This is a genomic window from Candidatus Tisiphia endosymbiont of Xenochironomus xenolabis, assembly GCF_964264705.1.
GTDB lineage: Bacteria > Pseudomonadota > Alphaproteobacteria > Rickettsiales > Rickettsiaceae > Tisiphia.
In genome coordinates, this window is sequence record NZ_OZ183473.1 from 950,745 (window position 1) to 966,389 (window position 15,645).

At 33.5% G+C, this 15,645-nt stretch carries 22 protein-coding genes and 1 tRNA gene; 20 read left to right on the forward strand and 3 right to left on the reverse strand.

Features of this window, described 5'->3' with window-relative positions; translation table 11 throughout:
* Positions 1-158: 158 nt before the first annotated feature.
* From ACFELY_RS04690 to ACFELY_RS04710, 5 genes are all read left to right on the forward strand, one after another.
* Entirely contained in the window at positions 159-1,061 is a 903-nt protein-coding gene (locus ACFELY_RS04690; RefSeq protein WP_375333770.1) for a DMT family transporter, read from the forward strand.
* Positions 1,058-2,308, forward strand: a complete 1,251-nt coding sequence (locus ACFELY_RS04695; RefSeq protein WP_375333771.1) for an MFS transporter — start codon at positions 1,058-1,060, stop codon at positions 2,306-2,308. Before ACFELY_RS04690 ends, ACFELY_RS04695 begins: the two co-directional genes overlap by 4 nt.
* 156 nt (positions 2,309-2,464) lie before the next feature.
* Positions 2,465-2,701, forward strand: a complete 237-nt coding sequence (locus tag ACFELY_RS04700; protein ID WP_094649130.1) for a DUF2312 domain-containing protein — start codon at positions 2,465-2,467, stop codon at positions 2,699-2,701.
* A 17-nt stretch (positions 2,702-2,718) separates the two neighbouring features.
* Positions 2,719-3,636 (forward strand): protein translocase subunit SecF, encoded by a 918-nt coding sequence (secF, locus tag ACFELY_RS04705; RefSeq protein ID WP_375333772.1) that lies wholly within the window; start codon positions 2,719-2,721, stop codon positions 3,634-3,636.
* Between the two features lie 89 nt (positions 3,637-3,725).
* Positions 3,726-4,109 (forward strand): polysaccharide deacetylase family protein, encoded by a 384-nt coding sequence (locus ACFELY_RS04710; protein WP_375333773.1) that lies wholly within the window; start codon positions 3,726-3,728, stop codon positions 4,107-4,109.
* 402 nt (positions 4,110-4,511) lie between these two features.
* On the opposite strand, the gene ACFELY_RS04715 is transcribed toward ACFELY_RS04710, so the two are convergent.
* From ACFELY_RS04715 to ACFELY_RS04725, 3 genes are read right to left on the reverse strand one after another with little or no spacing between them, the layout of a single operon-like run.
* Positions 4,512-4,961 carry a type II toxin-antitoxin system RatA family toxin gene (locus ACFELY_RS04715; protein WP_375333774.1) on the reverse strand — a complete coding sequence of 150 codons (450 nt, stop codon included), beginning with the start codon at positions 4,959-4,961 and terminating at the stop codon, positions 4,512-4,514.
* A gap of 22 nt (positions 4,962-4,983) precedes the next feature.
* On the reverse strand, positions 4,984-5,112 hold the full coding sequence (locus tag ACFELY_RS04720; protein ID WP_375333775.1) for a DUF1674 domain-containing protein: 129 nt from the start codon (positions 5,110-5,112) through the stop codon (positions 4,984-4,986).
* 20 nt (positions 5,113-5,132) lie between these two features.
* Positions 5,133-5,927 carry an isocitrate lyase/phosphoenolpyruvate mutase family protein gene (locus ACFELY_RS04725; protein ID WP_375333776.1) on the reverse strand — a complete coding sequence of 265 codons (795 nt, stop codon included), beginning with the start codon at positions 5,925-5,927 and terminating at the stop codon, positions 5,133-5,135.
* Positions 5,928-6,086: 159 nt separating this feature from the next.
* Here ACFELY_RS04725 and ACFELY_RS04730 point away from each other — a divergent pair, with 159 nt between their 5' ends.
* From ACFELY_RS04730 to ACFELY_RS04800, 15 genes are all read left to right on the forward strand, one after another.
* On the forward strand, positions 6,087-6,818 hold the full coding sequence (locus ACFELY_RS04730) for a 16S rRNA (uracil(1498)-N(3))-methyltransferase (RefSeq protein WP_375333777.1): 732 nt from the start codon (positions 6,087-6,089) through the stop codon (positions 6,816-6,818).
* A gap of 64 nt (positions 6,819-6,882) precedes the next feature.
* Positions 6,883-7,353 carry a crossover junction endodeoxyribonuclease RuvC gene (gene ruvC / locus ACFELY_RS04735; RefSeq protein ID WP_375333778.1) on the forward strand — a complete coding sequence of 157 codons (471 nt, stop codon included), beginning with the start codon at positions 6,883-6,885 and terminating at the stop codon, positions 7,351-7,353.
* Positions 7,354-7,382: 29 nt separating this feature from the next.
* The gene (locus ACFELY_RS04740; RefSeq protein ID WP_375333779.1) at positions 7,383-8,120 is read left to right on the forward strand and encodes an RNA methyltransferase; all 738 of its coding nucleotides are present in this window, start codon (positions 7,383-7,385) and stop codon (positions 8,118-8,120) included.
* Between the two features lie 190 nt (positions 8,121-8,310).
* Positions 8,311-8,697 (forward strand): 30S ribosomal protein S12, encoded by a 387-nt coding sequence (gene rpsL / locus ACFELY_RS04745; RefSeq protein WP_341748806.1) that lies wholly within the window; start codon positions 8,311-8,313, stop codon positions 8,695-8,697.
* Positions 8,698-8,716: 19 nt separating this feature from the next.
* A complete protein-coding gene (gene rpsG / locus ACFELY_RS04750; protein WP_341749677.1) occupies positions 8,717-9,196 on the forward strand; it encodes a 30S ribosomal protein S7 in 480 nt (159 codons plus the stop codon).
* 18 nt (positions 9,197-9,214) lie between these two features.
* Positions 9,215-11,290 carry an elongation factor G gene (fusA, locus tag ACFELY_RS04755; RefSeq protein ID WP_375333780.1) on the forward strand — a complete coding sequence of 692 codons (2,076 nt, stop codon included), beginning with the start codon at positions 9,215-9,217 and terminating at the stop codon, positions 11,288-11,290.
* A 212-nt stretch (positions 11,291-11,502) separates the two neighbouring features.
* A tRNA-Trp gene (locus tag ACFELY_RS04760) sits at positions 11,503-11,578 on the forward strand.
* A gap of 21 nt (positions 11,579-11,599) precedes the next feature.
* The gene (gene secE, locus ACFELY_RS04765; protein ID WP_341751060.1) at positions 11,600-11,800 is read left to right on the forward strand and encodes a preprotein translocase subunit SecE; all 201 of its coding nucleotides are present in this window, start codon (positions 11,600-11,602) and stop codon (positions 11,798-11,800) included.
* Between the two features lie 17 nt (positions 11,801-11,817).
* Complete coding sequence (gene nusG, locus ACFELY_RS04770; protein WP_375334137.1) at positions 11,818-12,351, forward strand: transcription termination/antitermination protein NusG; 534 nt, start codon at positions 11,818-11,820, stop codon at positions 12,349-12,351.
* A 139-nt stretch (positions 12,352-12,490) separates the two neighbouring features.
* Positions 12,491-12,709 carry a palindromic element RPE1 domain-containing protein gene (locus ACFELY_RS04775; RefSeq protein WP_375329920.1) on the forward strand — a complete coding sequence of 73 codons (219 nt, stop codon included), beginning with the start codon at positions 12,491-12,493 and terminating at the stop codon, positions 12,707-12,709.
* Between the two features lie 13 nt (positions 12,710-12,722).
* Positions 12,723-13,157 (forward strand): 50S ribosomal protein L11, encoded by a 435-nt coding sequence (gene rplK / locus ACFELY_RS04780; RefSeq protein WP_375333781.1) that lies wholly within the window; start codon positions 12,723-12,725, stop codon positions 13,155-13,157.
* 3 nt (positions 13,158-13,160) lie between these two features.
* Positions 13,161-13,889 (forward strand): 50S ribosomal protein L1, encoded by a 729-nt coding sequence (gene rplA, locus ACFELY_RS04785; RefSeq protein WP_375333782.1) that lies wholly within the window; start codon positions 13,161-13,163, stop codon positions 13,887-13,889.
* A 21-nt stretch (positions 13,890-13,910) separates the two neighbouring features.
* Complete coding sequence (gene rplJ / locus ACFELY_RS04790) at positions 13,911-14,420, forward strand: 50S ribosomal protein L10 (protein ID WP_341752976.1); 510 nt, start codon at positions 13,911-13,913, stop codon at positions 14,418-14,420.
* Positions 14,421-14,452: 32 nt separating this feature from the next.
* A complete protein-coding gene (gene rplL / locus ACFELY_RS04795; protein ID WP_250312032.1) occupies positions 14,453-14,821 on the forward strand; it encodes a 50S ribosomal protein L7/L12 in 369 nt (122 codons plus the stop codon).
* 22 nt (positions 14,822-14,843) lie between these two features.
* Positions 14,844-14,966, forward strand: coding sequence for a palindromic element RPE2 domain-containing protein (locus tag ACFELY_RS04800; RefSeq protein WP_375329917.1), 123 nt, complete (start codon positions 14,844-14,846; stop codon positions 14,964-14,966).
* Positions 14,967-15,645 lie beyond the last annotated feature (679 nt).

Sequence of the window (15,645 nt, forward strand, 5' to 3'; positions counted from 1 at the left end):
TGCTTTAAATATATTGCTGTACTATATATATTCTTCTTATCTGGAAATCAAATGATAATAAGATTTTTTAAACTTGTCTAACAACGATGATACTATAACATTAAATATAAGAAACACTAAGTATAAAAAACAAATAACTTAAAAAATTTTAGGTCTATATGAATAATAAATTAAACACTTATTTTATTGGTATTGGTTGGTTTGTATTAAGTATGATAACTAGTGTAACTAATGATATAACAGCAAAATATCTTGGATTCAGGTTACATAGCTTTGAGGTAGCTTTTTTTCGCTTTCTCTTTAGTGCATTAATTCTTGTACCGTTTATTTTTTATTATGGGAAACAAACTCTAATTACTAATCGTCCTTTTGTTCATATTGCAAGAGGGGTTTTATTATTTTTTGGTATGACATCTTGGACTTATGGTTTACAGCTTGCTCCAGTGACTACTGCTACAATTGTTAGTCTGGCTATACCTTTGTTTACCTTGGTTTTGGCAGTATTCTTCTTAAATGAGAATATTATTTGGCAAAGATGGGCGGCAACTTTATTTGGCTTTACTGGAATTGTTGTTACTCTGAAACCTAATGCTAGTGATTTTAACCCACAAATATTGGTTTTTGTATTAGCTGCTATATCTTTTGCCATGTTAGATATTATTAACAAAAAATTTGTAATAAAAGAATCAATGATTAGCATGTTATTTTATTCTGCTCTAATCACATCTTTAGTATCAATACCACCATCAATAATGTATTGGAAAACCCCTAATATTTCAGAATTTATTTTGCTATTTATTTTAGGATCAGGAGGTAGTCTAATTTTATTCTTTCTATTAAAGGCTTTTGCCCTAGTTGATGCTACTGCCATCGCTCCTTATAGATATTTAGAGTTAATCATTTCAGCATCAGCTGGATATATTGTTTTTAATGAAATTCCTGAAAGTAGTACTTTATATGGGGCATTGATAGTAATCCCTGCAACATTGTTTATAATATATTCTGAGAAAGATAATATTACACAAGAAAATATGGTGCAAAATGATAAAATTATCACATGAATAAACGTAAATTAGTTTTTGCAAGCGGTATAGCAAATGCATTTGAATGGTATGATTACGCTCTATTTAGTCTTTTTGCCCCTATTATAGGGGCAAAATTCTTCCCTGGATCAAACCCTAGCTCGTCTTTATTGTATGCTTTTGAGGCATTTGCTCTCGGTTATCTAACGAGACCAATAGGTGGGGTGTTTTTTGGAGTGATTGGAGATCGTTTTGGCAGAAGAACTGCTTTAAGTGCATCTATATTTTGTATGTCTTTGCCAACAGCTGTAATTGGTATGTTACCAACTTATGACGAGATAGGTATTACTGCAACTATATTGATGATTTTAGTTCGAATGTTGCAAGGTTTATCAATGGGCGGAGCACTTACTGGCTCAATTTCATTTGTTATTGAACATGCAGGTGTAGCCTATCGTGGGTTTAGTAGTAGCGTATCAATGTCCAGTATTTGTATTGGTTTATTGTTTGGTTCAGGAATTTCACAATGCATACAAAGCTTTTTATCAGCAGAGCAATTTGATGATTGGGGGTGGAGAATACCATTTTTATTAGGAATTTTTATTTTATTTGCTGGACTTTATATCAAGAAATATACAAGTGAAACTCCTAGTTTTCAAAGTATGAAGGAAGATGGTGGAATATTAAAGTCTCCTCTAAAAAAAGTTGTCTCTGTCTATTGGTTTGATATGATAATATCTATCTTTATCAATTCTACAGGCTCAGTACTATTTTATTTACAAGCTACTTATCTAATGTCATTTTTGAAGATAAATCGTAATTTTACTAATGATGAAGTTAATAACTTAGCTAATTATTGTTATATAATCATGGCAATTGTTACTTTATGTTCTGGCTATTTGTCGGATATAATTGGTCGCAAGAAAATTTTTGTGTTCAATTTATTGGTAATTATTTTAGTTATCCCATTTTTGATACAGGCAATTGAAACTGGCGATTTTTGTGTTATAATTATATCTCAAGTAGTATTATCAATTTTAGCTGCCTGTTATATTGGTCCTGAACCTGCCCTGCAAGCTGAATTTTATCCAACCAATGTCAGAAATACGGCTTTATCATTATCTTATAATATAGCAACTAGTATTTTTGGTGGGACAACGCCTTTAGTGATAGCATATCTTGTACAAAAAACGGGGACTATTACTTCGTCTATTTATTACATAATTGCTTGTGCTATTTTAAGTTTACTAGCTCTGTATTTTTATAAGGATCGTTCAACGGCGTAATAACTATTATAAAGATTTTTCTAGCATTTATAGCAAAATTATCTATAAATTACTTAGTGGCTAATAAAAATAATATATACTATAGGTAAACCGAGAAGGGTTAACTAAATATATGGTATAATTATGATGTCTTGATAAACAAAAAAATTTAATTTTATGACAGAAGTGATAGCTAAAGAACAATTAGAACAATATATAAATCAAATAGAAGGGCTTGAACAAGAAAAAGCTGAATTATCTGAAGCAATAAAAGATGTATTTGATGCAGCCAGCTCCAGTGGTTTTGATACCAAGGCTATGAAGTCTGTGTTAAAACTAAAAAAACTTGATAGAAATAAGCTGGCTGAACAAGATGCAATCTTAGAATTGTACAGACAAGCTTTAGGTATATAAATTAAAGATATTTAATAATGAAATTATATCCGTTAAGACTATTGCCTGAGCAAGTTAATTTTGATTTTATCAGATTTAAAAAAGTAAGCTATACGATGTCCATTATTTTGTCTCTTGTGAGCATTATATGGATAGGAATTTATAAATTTAATTTTGGTATTGATTTTTCTGGTGGAATTGTTATAGAAGTACGGCTTGATCAATCGCCTGATTTAACCAAAATGCGTGAAGTACTTAATAACCTTAAGATTGGTGAAGTAGTATTGCAAAATTTTGGTAACCAGAATGATTTGTCGATACGAGTTGGTAGCAATAGTGAAGACACTTTAATGCACAATATTGAGCTGATCAAATTGACTTTAAGCAACCAATTTCCTTATAAATTTGAATATCGTAAAGTAGATTTTGTTGGTCCACAAGTTGGAGCTCATTTGATAAAATCAGGAATAACGGCTCTAATTCTTTCTTTTCTTGCCATAATGGCTTATACTTGGGCTAGATTTGAGTGGTATTTTGGGCTTGGTATACTGATAGCTTTGCTACATGATGCCATACTAAGTTTAGGTTTTATGAGTGTGATGAGGTTAGACTTCAATCTAACTTCCATAGCGGCTATTCTTACCATAATAGGTTATTCTGTCAATGATTCAGTAGTTATCTATGATAGAATTAGAGAAAACTTACGGAAATCATATCAGAAAACAATGCCACAAATTATTAATCAGAGTATTAATGAGACTTTGTCTAGAACCATTTTAACAGTTGTGACAACCTTGTCGGCAAACCTAGCTTTAGTAATATTTGGTGGAGAAGCTATTCATAGCTTTAGCTTATTAGTATTTTTTGGGATAATAGTTGGTACATATTCTTCTATCTTCATATCTGCTCCGATACTAATGTTATTTGTTGCCAAGAAATTTAGTATAACCAAATAACCTGATTTAGGGTAATCTAATTAATTAAGGTAAGTATAATGACAATTATAAAAATTTTCACAAGATTCAACCTTTTTTTATTACTATTTATGACAAGTATATTTTATTCTGTCTATTCATACGCAAGTCAGACTATTTATATCACTTCAGATGATGGTCCACTTAAAGGAACAAAGAATATCATTACGGTTATGACTGAGGAGAAGATTCCCGTTACCATGTTTATGGTAGGATTACACCACGATTCTAGTAGTTGGTCAAAAAATATTGTGATGCTAGCTAAAAAAAGTCCTTTTATTCAGATAGGAAATCATAGTTATTCTCATGCTCATAATCACTATCAGCAATTTTATCACGATTTTTCAAATGTAATTAATGATCTTAAAAAGAATAATGATACGCTAGGTTTAAAAAAGGTTCTCATATTGATACTAGACTTCCTGGAAGAAATGTATTCCGTCTTCCTAACTTAAGTAGAGATGATCCGTATATTTCAAAACAGGAAGATCGCATTGAAAAGATAGATGATGATGGTATATACAAGAATGGTTTTTACCTGTATGGATGGGATTTAGAATGGGCACACTATAATAATGGTTGTCCTGTACAATCTGTTGAGCATCTAGTAGAAGAAATAGCAAATAAATTTGCAGAACAAGGTACTGCATTACCTGATAAATTAATTTTATTAATGCATGATGAGATGTTCCAAGATTGCTTTAATGGTAAAGAGAATTTACGAAATTTAATTAGTGCATTGCGTAAGAAAAATTATAAGTTTGATTTTATTAAAAATTATAATCCTTGATAAGCTTCAAAAGTAATTGTGAGGAGCCACTTTTAGTAGCTCCTCACTAATAGACTTCCTGCATAAGTCAAACTTTAGTCAACATATTATCGGCTCTTTTTTCAAATGCATCGACCATTTTTTCAGTAGCATCAGTAAAAAATATACCAACTAATTTGTCAACTATGGCAAACTTCATTTTAAAATCAATAAAGAACTCTACTTTACTACCAGTATCTTCTTGAGAAAATTGCCATAAATTTTTTAAATATTTAAATGGTCCGGAGATTGCCTCGACTTCAATGGAGTATCTCTGCTTATTTAAATCATTTGAGTAGATAATTCTTGATTGATAATGGTCTGAAAAACCTTTTAACTGAATTACTAATTCAGCTATAATTTGATTCTCATTTTCTGAGATGATTCTAGCAGCCCTACACCATGGTAAGAATTCAGGATATGACTTTACGTCAAGAACTAAGTGAAATAATTCTTGGGCATTATATGGTAGGAGTTTGATTTGATGAAAACTTGGCATAAATTAATTTACAATTGCAGCATTAAAAATCAGTTACCCGGCCTTTATGCTGCCAATCTCCATGGATAGTTGGTTCTTGACCTTTAAAACCACCTATTTCTTCTGGCTTTTCTTTTTTATCTTTTATGGTAGCATCTTTTTTGTTATCCATAAATGTACTAATCCTCTGTATTACGTCTTTTTATTTGTATCTATAATACACGCTAACGCTTCGGTTGCAGATTTCTCCAATTCTTGCATTACTGCAATATATGGGAAAGGACCGTAACTAATTCTAGATACACCCAGATCAATGAGACCTTTTACTGTCGTTACATCCTGCACCATTATGTTAACAGGAATAGGTGAAGATTCACATAATTGTTTTATAAAATTATTATTTGCTAAGTCTGGTGCAAAGAACCCATCGGCTCCAACTTCTGCATAAGCTTTGCTTCGTTCTATAGCTTCTTTTAAGTCTTGCTCATTATGTTCAGATGTATCTTTTTGAAGAAAGATATCCGTTCTAGCATTAATAAACATATTAGGAAATAACGATTCCTTTATAGCTTCTTTAACTGCTTTAATTCGTTTACATTGTTCTTCTATAGAGTATCTTGCTTTTTCTTTCCCAATAATTTGATCTTCAAAATTTATACCAACTGCACCTGTTTCAACTATGAGACCAATATTTTTTGTTAACTTACTTAACTCCGATGCAAATCCTGATTCAAAATCAAAACTTACAGGTACTTTAACTTTTTCAATAATATTCTTTAAATTTTGCAAGGCTAATTTAAGGGGCAACTTTTCACCATCTTCATAACCATAAGAGTTTGCCACTGCCAAGCTACTTGTAGCTAATGCTTCCGCCCCGGACTTCTCTACAATCTTTGCTGATCCAACATCCCAAACATTATACAACACTAAAGGATTACCCTTTCTGTGAAGTGTTTTAAACAAACTATCTTCGAATTTTCTTTTCATACTATATTATCTCCTTCTGTTTGAGTTAGTTTTTTTCATTGTTGTTTCTTCCTTAATAATATATTTTTACTTCAAAACATAATTCTAGTCATTAAAATCATGTTTTGAAGTAAATAAAAAAGTCAAAATGTCTAGCAATTGACCATTGAAGTTAAAATTATGAAAATTTCTCGTCTTCATAGAATATATAGCAATATCAAACTAATTGAAAATTATTCGTTAAATCTTGCAGAAGACCATAGCCACTACCTTAAAACAGTATTAAGGTTAAAAATTGGTGATCATTTTAGAATCTTTAACGGTATAGATGGTGAGTTTATAGCCCAAATTACCGATATAACAAAAAATAATTTACATGTTGAACTTACTAATATTTTAAGAAAAACAATAATCGAACCTGAGCTTACTTTAGGGATATCGATTATTAAAAGTGATAGAATGTTAGATGCCATAGATATGGCTGTACAGCTTGGGGTGACAAAAATTATTCCATTAATTACAGAAAGGTCTCAATTTCGTAATGTTAATAATCAAAAATTGATGAAATGTATTATTGAATCTACAGAACAATCCGAACGTTTGACCCCGCCCATTCTTATGCCATTAACATCACTTAGTCTTTTCCTTGATCGGAACCTAGATAATTCTATAATATATGCTAATGAAAATGAAGATGAAAATAATACATTATTAAAAATAATGCCTATATCATACTCAAATATTTCAGTTATTGTCGGTCCAGAAGGTGGCTTTTCACCAAATGAACTTAAGATGCTTTCATTGAGACCCAATAGTTTATCAATAAGTTTAGGAGCAAATGTTCTACGAACTGAAACTGCCGTGGCAACGTGTTTAGCACAAATTAAATTATTTATAACTAACCATATTTAGTATACTCAAATAATTTGAAGAATTAAATAATTTTTTATAAAAATCTATTAGTGGGAGAGTAATTTTGGTTATACTAGGAATTGACCCATCTTTAGCTGGTATGGGATGGGGAGTAATTGATACTAATCCTCTGAAATATTTAGCTAGCGGGGTGATAAAGACTAAATCAAGTGAACCGATGCATAAAAGGTTAGCCTTCATTACGGCATCCTTGCAAAAGGTAATAACGCAATATCAACCTGTTATTGTTGCGATGGAGGAGACTTTTGTTAATATGAATAGTGTATCATCTTTGAAATTGGGATATGCTAGAGGGGCGGTTATGTCACTTATTGGAGGATATGATGTTGCTTTTCGAGAATTTAAACCTAATGTTATTAAGAAATCAGTAGTGGGATATGGACACGCTGAAAAAAATCAGGTTTTGCAAATGATTAAGCTTTTACTACCAGGGGCAGTTGCTATCAGTAACTTTGATGAAGCAGATGCTCTTGCGGTAGCCTATGTTTGCTTTGCTTACACTCCAAAAGTTTAAAAAATTAATATATAATTAAGTCTTAGAATATGGCTCGAAATCAAAAACATCCAGGCTCAAAAGATTTGAGTATGCCAATTATTATTTTAGTAGAACCTCAAATGGGGGAGAATATCGGTGCCACTGCCAGAGCAATGAAAAATTTTAATGCTTCAGAGTTGAGAATTGTTATGCCTAGAGATGGTTGGCCAAACAAACGGGCACGTAGTGTGGCGGTATCGGCGATAGATATCATAGATGATGCTAAGATTTATGATAGTTTAGAAGCAAGTATCGAGGATATTGATTATTTATATGCAACAACTGTAGCATCACGTAATATCAATAAAGATTATGTTCTATCAGAGAATTTAAGTCAAGATTGTCCGGCAGGTCTTAAGGTAGGCATTATGTTTGGTCGTGAAAATTGTGGGTTGCAAAATAGGGAAATTACTTATGCCCATAAGATTATTAATATTAATACCGGAGATTTTAGCTCTCTGAATATTGCCCAGTCGGTAATTATTATATGTTATGAGTTGTTTCGTAGTAAACAGTCGAGAGTAAATGTTAGTAATGAACAGGAGTTAGCGTCAAGAGGTGAATTAGGATATTTTTTTGAACATTTATTTACTGAATTAAATAATAAGAATTTTTTTAAAGTTCCTGAGAAGAAATTACATATGACGCAAAATATTATGAATATTTTTACACGTATAGATAAATTATCTAGTGCAGAACTGCAAACTTTAAGGGGGATAATTGCAACTTTAAGTTCACAAAAATAGCTAATATAGCGAGGTTTGTTAAAAACTCTTTGCTTTTATAAAAAAATTAGCTATAGTTCCACCTGTTGCCTCTTAATAGTGAAAGTGGTAGATTATATAGTTTTTCCGTAGCTTTAAGGATTATTATATATTCTTATCATTTCAAAAATTGATAGATTAAGAGTCAAAAGAAATAATTTTGGAGTATTGGATGCCAACAAATAATCAATTAGTACGTTTTGGAAGAAAGTCGAAGGTTCGTAGAACAAAATCCCCGGCTTTAGAATCCAATCCATTTTTGAAAGGTGTTTGTGTAATAGTGAAAACTGTCACTCCTAAGAAGCCTAACTCTGCTCTTCGTAAGATGGCACGTGTTCGCTTAAGTAATGGGCAGTATGTCAATGCTTATATACCTGGTGAAGGTCATAATTTACAAGAACACTCAACAGTATTGGTAAGAGGGGGAAGGGTTCCTGATCTTCCAGGTGTTAAGTACCATATAGTACGTGGTGCTTATGATACTCAGGGTGTAAAAAATCGTAAACAAGGACGCTCACGTTATGGTACGTCAGCAAAACAGCAAGCTGTAAAAAAATAATTTGAAATAGAGAGATAAGATGTCACGTCGTCATGCCGCAGAGAGAAGGGTTGTCTTGCCTGATATGAAGTATAATAGCCCTCTGCTTGCTAGGTTCATTAATAATATTATGAAAGAAGGGAAGAAAGCTCTAGCTGAAAGAATAGTATATTCTGCTTTTAGTAAGATAGAGAAAAAGCATAAGGTAGATCCTTATGAAACTTTCAATAATGCAATGAATAATGTTAAGCCGTATCTTGAAGTTACTTCAGTACGGGTGGGAGGGGCAAATTATCAGGTTCCTTCTCCTGTCGATGAAAGAAGAGGGTATGCACTTGCATCACGTTGGATTATTAATGCAGCCAATAAACGTTCTGAAAAAATGATGATTGACAAGTTAGCAGAGGAATTATTTGAAGCGTCAAATAGTAGAGGAGTTGCTATTAAAAAGAGAGAGGACACTCATAAAATGGCTGAAGCTAACAAAGCTTTTGCTCATTTTAGTCCTAAAAAATCGTAACCAAGGTAATTAAGTTATATGTCAACTACGGAATTTTCTCTTGCTAATACTCGTAATATCGGGATTTGTGCTCATATTGACGCTGGTAAAACTACTACAACCGAGCGTATTCTTTTCTATACTGGTAAATCACATAAGATTGGTGAAGTCCATGAAGGTGGTGCTACCATGGATTGGATGGAACAGGAGCAAGAGCGTGGTATTACCATTACTTCTGCTGCTACTACCTGTTACTGGCAAAATAAGAGAATTAATATTATTGATACACCAGGTCACGTAGATTTTACTATCGAAGTAGAAAGATCTCTGCGGGTTCTTGATGGGGCGGTAGCAGTATTTGATGGTGTGGCTGGTGTTGAACCGCAATCAGAGATAGTATGGAGACAGGCTGATAAATATGGAGTACCTAGAATGTGTTTTGTCAATAAGATGGACAGAATGGGTGCTAATTTTTACCAATGCGTGGAAATGATCAAAGATCGCCTTGGGGCAAAACCTCTAGTAATTCAGTTGCCAGTTGGTATTGAAGAAAATTTTAAAGGGGTTATTGACCTAGTTAAGATGAAGGCAATAATTTGGAAAGATGAATCTCTTGGTGCTGAATATTCATACGGAGATATTCCTAGTGATATGCTAGAAAAAGCTGAAGAATATCGGGCTTTGCTTGTTGAAATGGTTGCTGAAATTGATGATCATTTGATGGAAAAATATTTGTCAGCTGAAGAGTTTACGGAAGAAGAAATTAAATCAGCAATAAGGAAAGGAACAATTGATAGAGCTTTTTTCCCAGTATTATGTGGTAGTGCTTTTAAAAATAAAGGTGTGCAACCCTTGCTAGATGCAGTTGTTGATTATCTACCTTCACCGGTTGATATTGGAATCGTTAGGGGAATAGAGGTTGATTCTGGAGAAGAAAAAGACTTTAAAATCTCAACGTCTGAACCTCTTGCTGCTTTAGCATTTAAAGTAATGACTGATCCATTTGTTGGATCTCTTACATTTGTTAGAATTTACTCTGGTAAGATTAGTTCTGGTGCTACTGTGATTAATACGGTAAAGAATCAAAAAGAACGAGTAGGCAGAATGCTGCTTATGCATGCTAATGAAAGGGAAGATGTTAAAGAAGCTTTAGCAGGAGATATTGTTGCCCTGGCTGGTCTTAAGAATACAACTACTGGTGATACTTTGTGTGGTGCGGATAAGCAGGTTATTTTAGAGAGAATGGAATTTCCTGAACCAGTTATTGAACTAGCCGTAGAACCAAAATCAACTGCTGATCAAGAAAAAATGGGAATGGCATTGTCTAGGTTAGCTGCTGAAGATCCATCTTTTAGAGTGTCGACTGATCAAGAAAGCGGTCAGACTGTTATTAAAGGTATGGGCGAGCTGCATTTAGAGATCATGGTTGATCGTATGAAACGTGAGTTTAAAGTTGAGGTGAATGTTGGAGCTCCACAAGTAGCTTATCGTGAGACAATTACTAAGCGTTGTGAGATTGACTATACACATAAAAAACAATCTGGTGGAGCTGGACAGTTTGCACGGGTCAAAATAATATTTGAACCTCAAGAAGCTGGGGAAGGATTTGCTTTTGAAAGCAAAATTGTTGGTGGAGCTATACCAAAGGAATTTATTCCTGGCGTTGAGAAGGGTTTAAATAATATTAAGGATACAGGGGTAGTTGCTGGTTATCCAATGATTGATTTCAAAGCAACTTTGATAGATGGAGCATTCCATGATGTGGATTCAAGTGTACTAGCGTTTGAAATAGCTACCAAGGCTGCTTTTAGGGAAGGTATGCCAAAAGGTAATCCAAAATTACTTGAACCAATTATGAAAGTGGAAGTAATTACTCCAAATGAATATATGGGTGATATTATTGGAGACCTAAATAGTCGTAGAGGACAAATGCAAAGCATGGATCCACGAGGTAATGCACAAGTTATAACTGCCAATGTGCCTTTAGCTGAAATGTTTGGTTATGTTAGTACTTTGCGTTCTTTATCACAAGGCAGATCTCAATATAGTATGGTTTTCTCTCATTATGAGCAAGTGCCGTTACAGGTAGCTGAGACTATTAAAGGTAAAAAATAAAAATATTTTTCACATTAAAGTATTAGTGGAACATATATGATGTGATATTATAATTTATGGTAGTTTAAAGATTGTAGGGAAATAGTTAAAAATGGATTGCTTCGACCTACTTGTGTGGTTTCGCAATGACGTTGACTGTTTTTCTACGGCTTTTAAATTGCTGTGATTATAATTCATTAAGAAATAGTTTGATTTCTTAGTGAAAATGTGATAGGAGTGTAGCTCAATTGGTAGAGCGTCGGTCTCCAAAACCGAAGGTTGCGGGTTCAATTCCTGTCGCTCCTGCCAAATATAATGAGTTCGTATAATATGTTAAAGGAAAATAGAGTCTACAAATTTTATGAGCAAGTAAAGCAAGAAGTTTATAAAATTGTTTGGCTTGGTAAGAAGGAATTGATTACTTCAACTATTATAGTAGTGGTGGCTGTATTTATTTTTAGTATAATTTGTTTAGTATTAGACTACGGTATACATAGCATAATGCAGGTTTTACTTAATATTGGGAAGTAAAGAATAAGTTTAGGGAAATTGTGGTGCAGTGGTACGTTATTCATACATTATCGGGGTCAGAAAAGCGTGTAAAGCAAATGATTCTTGATCAAATTGCCAAGCAAGGTATGTCGGAATCTTTTGAAGATATCATTGTTCCGGTTATTGAAGTACCTGAAGTTAAACGTGGTAAGAACGTTAAGACTGAAAAGAAATTTATGCCTGGTTATATTTTTGTTAAAATGAAGATGACAGGTGATGCTTGGCATTTGGTAAAAAGTGTTACTAAAGTTACAGGTTTCTTAGGTAGTAAAAGTACTCCTCAAGCTCTTAGTGAAAAAGAAATACAAAATATTTTTAGTAAGCTTGAATCTGAAACTAAAGATGCTAGGGTTTCAAAATTATATGAAATTGGTGAAGCGATAATTGTTACTGACGGTCCATTTGAGACTTTCACAGGAGTTATAGAAGAAATTGATTATGACAAAAATAAATTGCGTGTGTCTATATCTATTTTTGGTAAAGCAACTCCTATAGAATTAAATTTTACGCAAGTTAAGAAGAATAATTAGAGGGTGTTGTAAGCTTTAGGTGTCATTGCGAGGAGGCGGAAGCCGACAAAGCAGTCTAGGAAAATGATTATGGATTGCTTTGACCATTACATGGTCTCGCAATGACGTTAAGTTATTTTCCCTATGGCTTTTAAATGCCATGTGTAAGGTAAATAATAGACCTCTTGCAAAACTCGCTTATGCTGAGGAATTTGGAGGAGACGCGGAACGCAGAACCGCAGCGTACTTTAATGTACGTGAGGATTCGAGTACCGCATCATTGTCCAAATTACCAGCAGAAGTAGAGTTTTGCAAGAGGTCTAATAGACTAATTAGTAAATTATTATTAGATAATTACCAATTGGTATTGAATGAATAAAGATAGGATTATAATGTCAAAAAAAATAAAATGTTATATTAAGTTAACGGTGCCAGCAGGTAAGGCTAATCCAGCTCCACCTATTGGTTCTACCCTTGGGCAAAAGAAGCTTAATATTATGGAGTTTTGTAAGGCGTTTAATGCTGCTACTCAAGACGTTGAACCAGGGATGCCTATTCCAGTTATAATTACTGCTTACGAGGATAATAGTTTTACTTTTGTAACCAAGACTTCCCCGGCATCGTATTATTTAAAACAATTTGCTAAAATTCCTAAAGGTTCTAGTGCTACTAAAAAAGAGGCATTTGTTGGTAAGGTTACCATGTCAGATTGTATGGAAATTGCCAAAATTAAGATGGTGGATCTTAATGCTGATAATTTAATAGCTGCCGCTAAAATTATTCGTGGTGCTGCTGAATCTATGGGGCTTGAAGTAGTAGGAGATTAATATATGATAGTTGATAAAAAGGATGCTGTGAATAATAGAAAGTTAACTGGTGGTAAAAAAATACGGGCAGCGAGAAAGAATATAGAACTGGCTAGCAACCGTACTTTAGCAGAAGGAATAGAAGCTTTGCAGTCGGCATCCTATACTAAATTTGATTCTACTTTGGAAGTGGTAATGAAACTAGGGGTAGATCCTAAACATTCGGATCAAATGGTGCGTGGTGTTGTGGCATTGCCAGCTGGTACCGGTAAAGTTAGTAGAGTTGCAGTGATTTGTAAGGATGAACAGATAGAAGAAGCTAAAGCCGCTGGAGCAGATATGGCTGGTTCTACAGAGATTATCGATGATATTAAGGCTGGGAAAATTAATTTTGACGTTTGTATTGCAACACCAAATATGATGTCAGCAATAGGTTCGGTGGCAAGAATTCTTGGGCCAAAGGGCTTAATGCCTAATCCAAAACTTGGCACGGTAACTACAGATATCGTAACGGCAATTAAAAATGCCAAAAGTGGTCAAGTAGAGTATAGGGTTGAAAAGGCTGGTATTATTCATGCTGGAGTTGGTAAATTATCATTTACTAAACAAGATTTAGTAAATAATGCATCAACCTTGATATCTGCTGTAGTTAAAGCAAAGCCTTCTGGTGCTAAAGGAAATTATTTAAAAGCAATATATCTATCTTCTACTATGGGACCATCAGTAAAAATAGATTTAGCAACTATATCGTAAAACACGACAGGGAGAGTTAAGGTGTTAAGATCAGAGAAACATGAGTTTGTCGTAGAACTTGAAGAAGTGTATAAGCGGTCAAACTCCGTGATAATTACTCATTATCATGGACTTACTGTTAGTCAAGTGACTACGCTACGTAGGTCTCTTAAAGCAAAAAATGTGGGATTCAAAGTAGTTAAAAATACTTTATCAAAAATAGCAGCCAATAAGGCTGGTATTGATAATATTACACATTTGTTTGCTGGTCCTACAGCGTTAGCATATTCTGAAGACCTTGTTGAAGCTGCAAAACTTATCGTAGAATTTGCAAAAGCTAATGAATGTTTGAAAATAGTTGGTGGTTTAGTAAATAATCAAGTATTAGATGTCAATTCTGTACAACAACTGGCAAAATTGCCTTCATTAGACGAGCTTAGAGGTAAAATTATTGGGGTTCTACAAGCTCCTGCAACTAAAATTGCTGGAGTTATACAAGCTCCTGCATCTGGACTTGCTAGAGTTTTGCAAGCTTATGCAAATAAAAGTTAATTTAATAAAAAAGTTTTAAAAGGAAGAAAATTATGACAGACCTAGTAAAAATCGTAGATCAATTATCAACTCTTACAGTAATTCAAGCAGCAGAGCTTTCAAAAATGCTAGAAGAAAAATGGGGTGTAACAGCTGCTGCTCCTGTAGCAGTAGCCGCAGCTCCTGCCGCATCAGAAGCAGTAGCTGAAAAGACAGCCTTTGAAGTTGTTTTGGTTAGTAGTGGTGATAAAAAAATAGAAGTAATTAAGGTCACTAGAGAGCTTACTGGTCTTGGCTTGAAAGAAGCTAAAGAATTAGTTGATGCTGCCCCAAAAACGATTAAATCTGGTGTAAATAAAGAAGAAGCTGAAAGCTTTAAAGAAAAATTAGAAGCAGCTGGAGCAAAAGTTGAATTAAAATAATTTTCATAATATCAGTTATTTTATGAGAATTATGGTCGATTCAGGAGCATTTGGGGCTAGGAACGATGGAGCAACGCCTATAAGTAATAGGCGAGCATTGAGCGACAACATCCCCAACTTCTCATCAATTGACTATAGTGAATAACTTGAATTGGTAACGTTATAAATCCGATTAGTATTTAGCCTCAGCGTCATTGCGAGGAGCCACTTTAGTGGCATTGATGCAATCCAAAAAAAAACTATTAAAATGGATTGTTTCGGAGGCTTACGCCTTCTCGCTAATAGACGTACGATGGGTGCTTATTCGACACTAATTCAGGTTAATTGACTATATGTATACTCTAATTCTTTAAATTATTGGAGTATACATTGATATATTTAGCGTTTTTAGTACTGAATCTAGGTTTGTATTGTTGATAATGGGAATAAACTTGTTGTGTGATGTTCTATTTTGCTTAAGAATTGTGGTGCTAAATATACTTTCGTGCCTGCAAAAACTATTGCATTTTATACAAAAATATAAACAAAAAGCTATTAAACTCCTAGGGCGGATATTTTTTGTCATGGGAGAATTTGGCATTTGTTTATTCAAAATTCTAAATCAGCTGAAGGTTTGCAACAGATTTATGCATTTTAGCTTCACAGAGCCTATTAATTTAAAAAATTTATTCATACTATTTAGCAAAAATAAAAATAATTTGAGATTATGCTTGAATAATTTAAAGCTTGAATAATTAGAGAATTGGTTTCGTAAAACTATAAACTGTGCATGGGCTTTTGTTCTGAATATGCATATGTCAGATTTCTTTTTTGTTTTATATGCC

Bases quoted from the DNA above. Each gene is read 5' to 3' on its own strand.
- rplA (WP_375333782.1), top strand. From the start codon at position 13,161: ATGATAGTTGATAAAAAGGATGCTGTGAATAATAGAAAGTTAACTGGT.
- ACFELY_RS04740 (WP_375333779.1), top strand. From the start codon at position 7,383: ATGGCTCGAAATCAAAAACATCCAGGCTCAAAAGATTTGAGTATGCCA.
- ACFELY_RS04710 (WP_375333773.1), top strand. From the start codon at position 3,726: ATGACAAGTATATTTTATTCTGTCTATTCATACGCAAGTCAGACTATT.
- ACFELY_RS04690 (WP_375333770.1), top strand. From the start codon at position 159: ATGAATAATAAATTAAACACTTATTTTATTGGTATTGGTTGGTTTGTA.
- ACFELY_RS04715 (WP_375333774.1), bottom strand. From the start codon at position 4,961: ATGCCAAGTTTTCATCAAATCAAACTCCTACCATATAATGCCCAAGAA.
- secE (WP_341751060.1), top strand. From the start codon at position 11,600: ATGTTAAAGGAAAATAGAGTCTACAAATTTTATGAGCAAGTAAAGCAA.
- rplK (WP_375333781.1), top strand. From the start codon at position 12,723: ATGTCAAAAAAAATAAAATGTTATATTAAGTTAACGGTGCCAGCAGGT.
- ACFELY_RS04730 (WP_375333777.1), top strand. From the start codon at position 6,087: ATGAAAATTTCTCGTCTTCATAGAATATATAGCAATATCAAACTAATT.
- rplL (WP_250312032.1), top strand. From the start codon at position 14,453: ATGACAGACCTAGTAAAAATCGTAGATCAATTATCAACTCTTACAGTA.
- fusA (WP_375333780.1), top strand. From the start codon at position 9,215: ATGTCAACTACGGAATTTTCTCTTGCTAATACTCGTAATATCGGGATT.
- secF (WP_375333772.1), top strand. From the start codon at position 2,719: ATGAAATTATATCCGTTAAGACTATTGCCTGAGCAAGTTAATTTTGAT.
- ACFELY_RS04775 (WP_375329920.1), top strand. From the start codon at position 12,491: ATGTGTAAGGTAAATAATAGACCTCTTGCAAAACTCGCTTATGCTGAG.
- rpsL (WP_341748806.1), top strand. From the start codon at position 8,311: ATGCCAACAAATAATCAATTAGTACGTTTTGGAAGAAAGTCGAAGGTT.
- ACFELY_RS04695 (WP_375333771.1), top strand. From the start codon at position 1,058: ATGAATAAACGTAAATTAGTTTTTGCAAGCGGTATAGCAAATGCATTT.
- ACFELY_RS04720 (WP_375333775.1), bottom strand. From the start codon at position 5,112: ATGGATAACAAAAAAGATGCTACCATAAAAGATAAAAAAGAAAAGCCA.
- rpsG (WP_341749677.1), top strand. From the start codon at position 8,717: ATGTCACGTCGTCATGCCGCAGAGAGAAGGGTTGTCTTGCCTGATATG.
- ACFELY_RS04725 (WP_375333776.1), bottom strand. From the start codon at position 5,927: ATGAAAAGAAAATTCGAAGATAGTTTGTTTAAAACACTTCACAGAAAG.
- ACFELY_RS04800 (WP_375329917.1), top strand. From the start codon at position 14,844: ATGAGAATTATGGTCGATTCAGGAGCATTTGGGGCTAGGAACGATGGA.
- ACFELY_RS04700 (WP_094649130.1), top strand. From the start codon at position 2,465: ATGACAGAAGTGATAGCTAAAGAACAATTAGAACAATATATAAATCAA.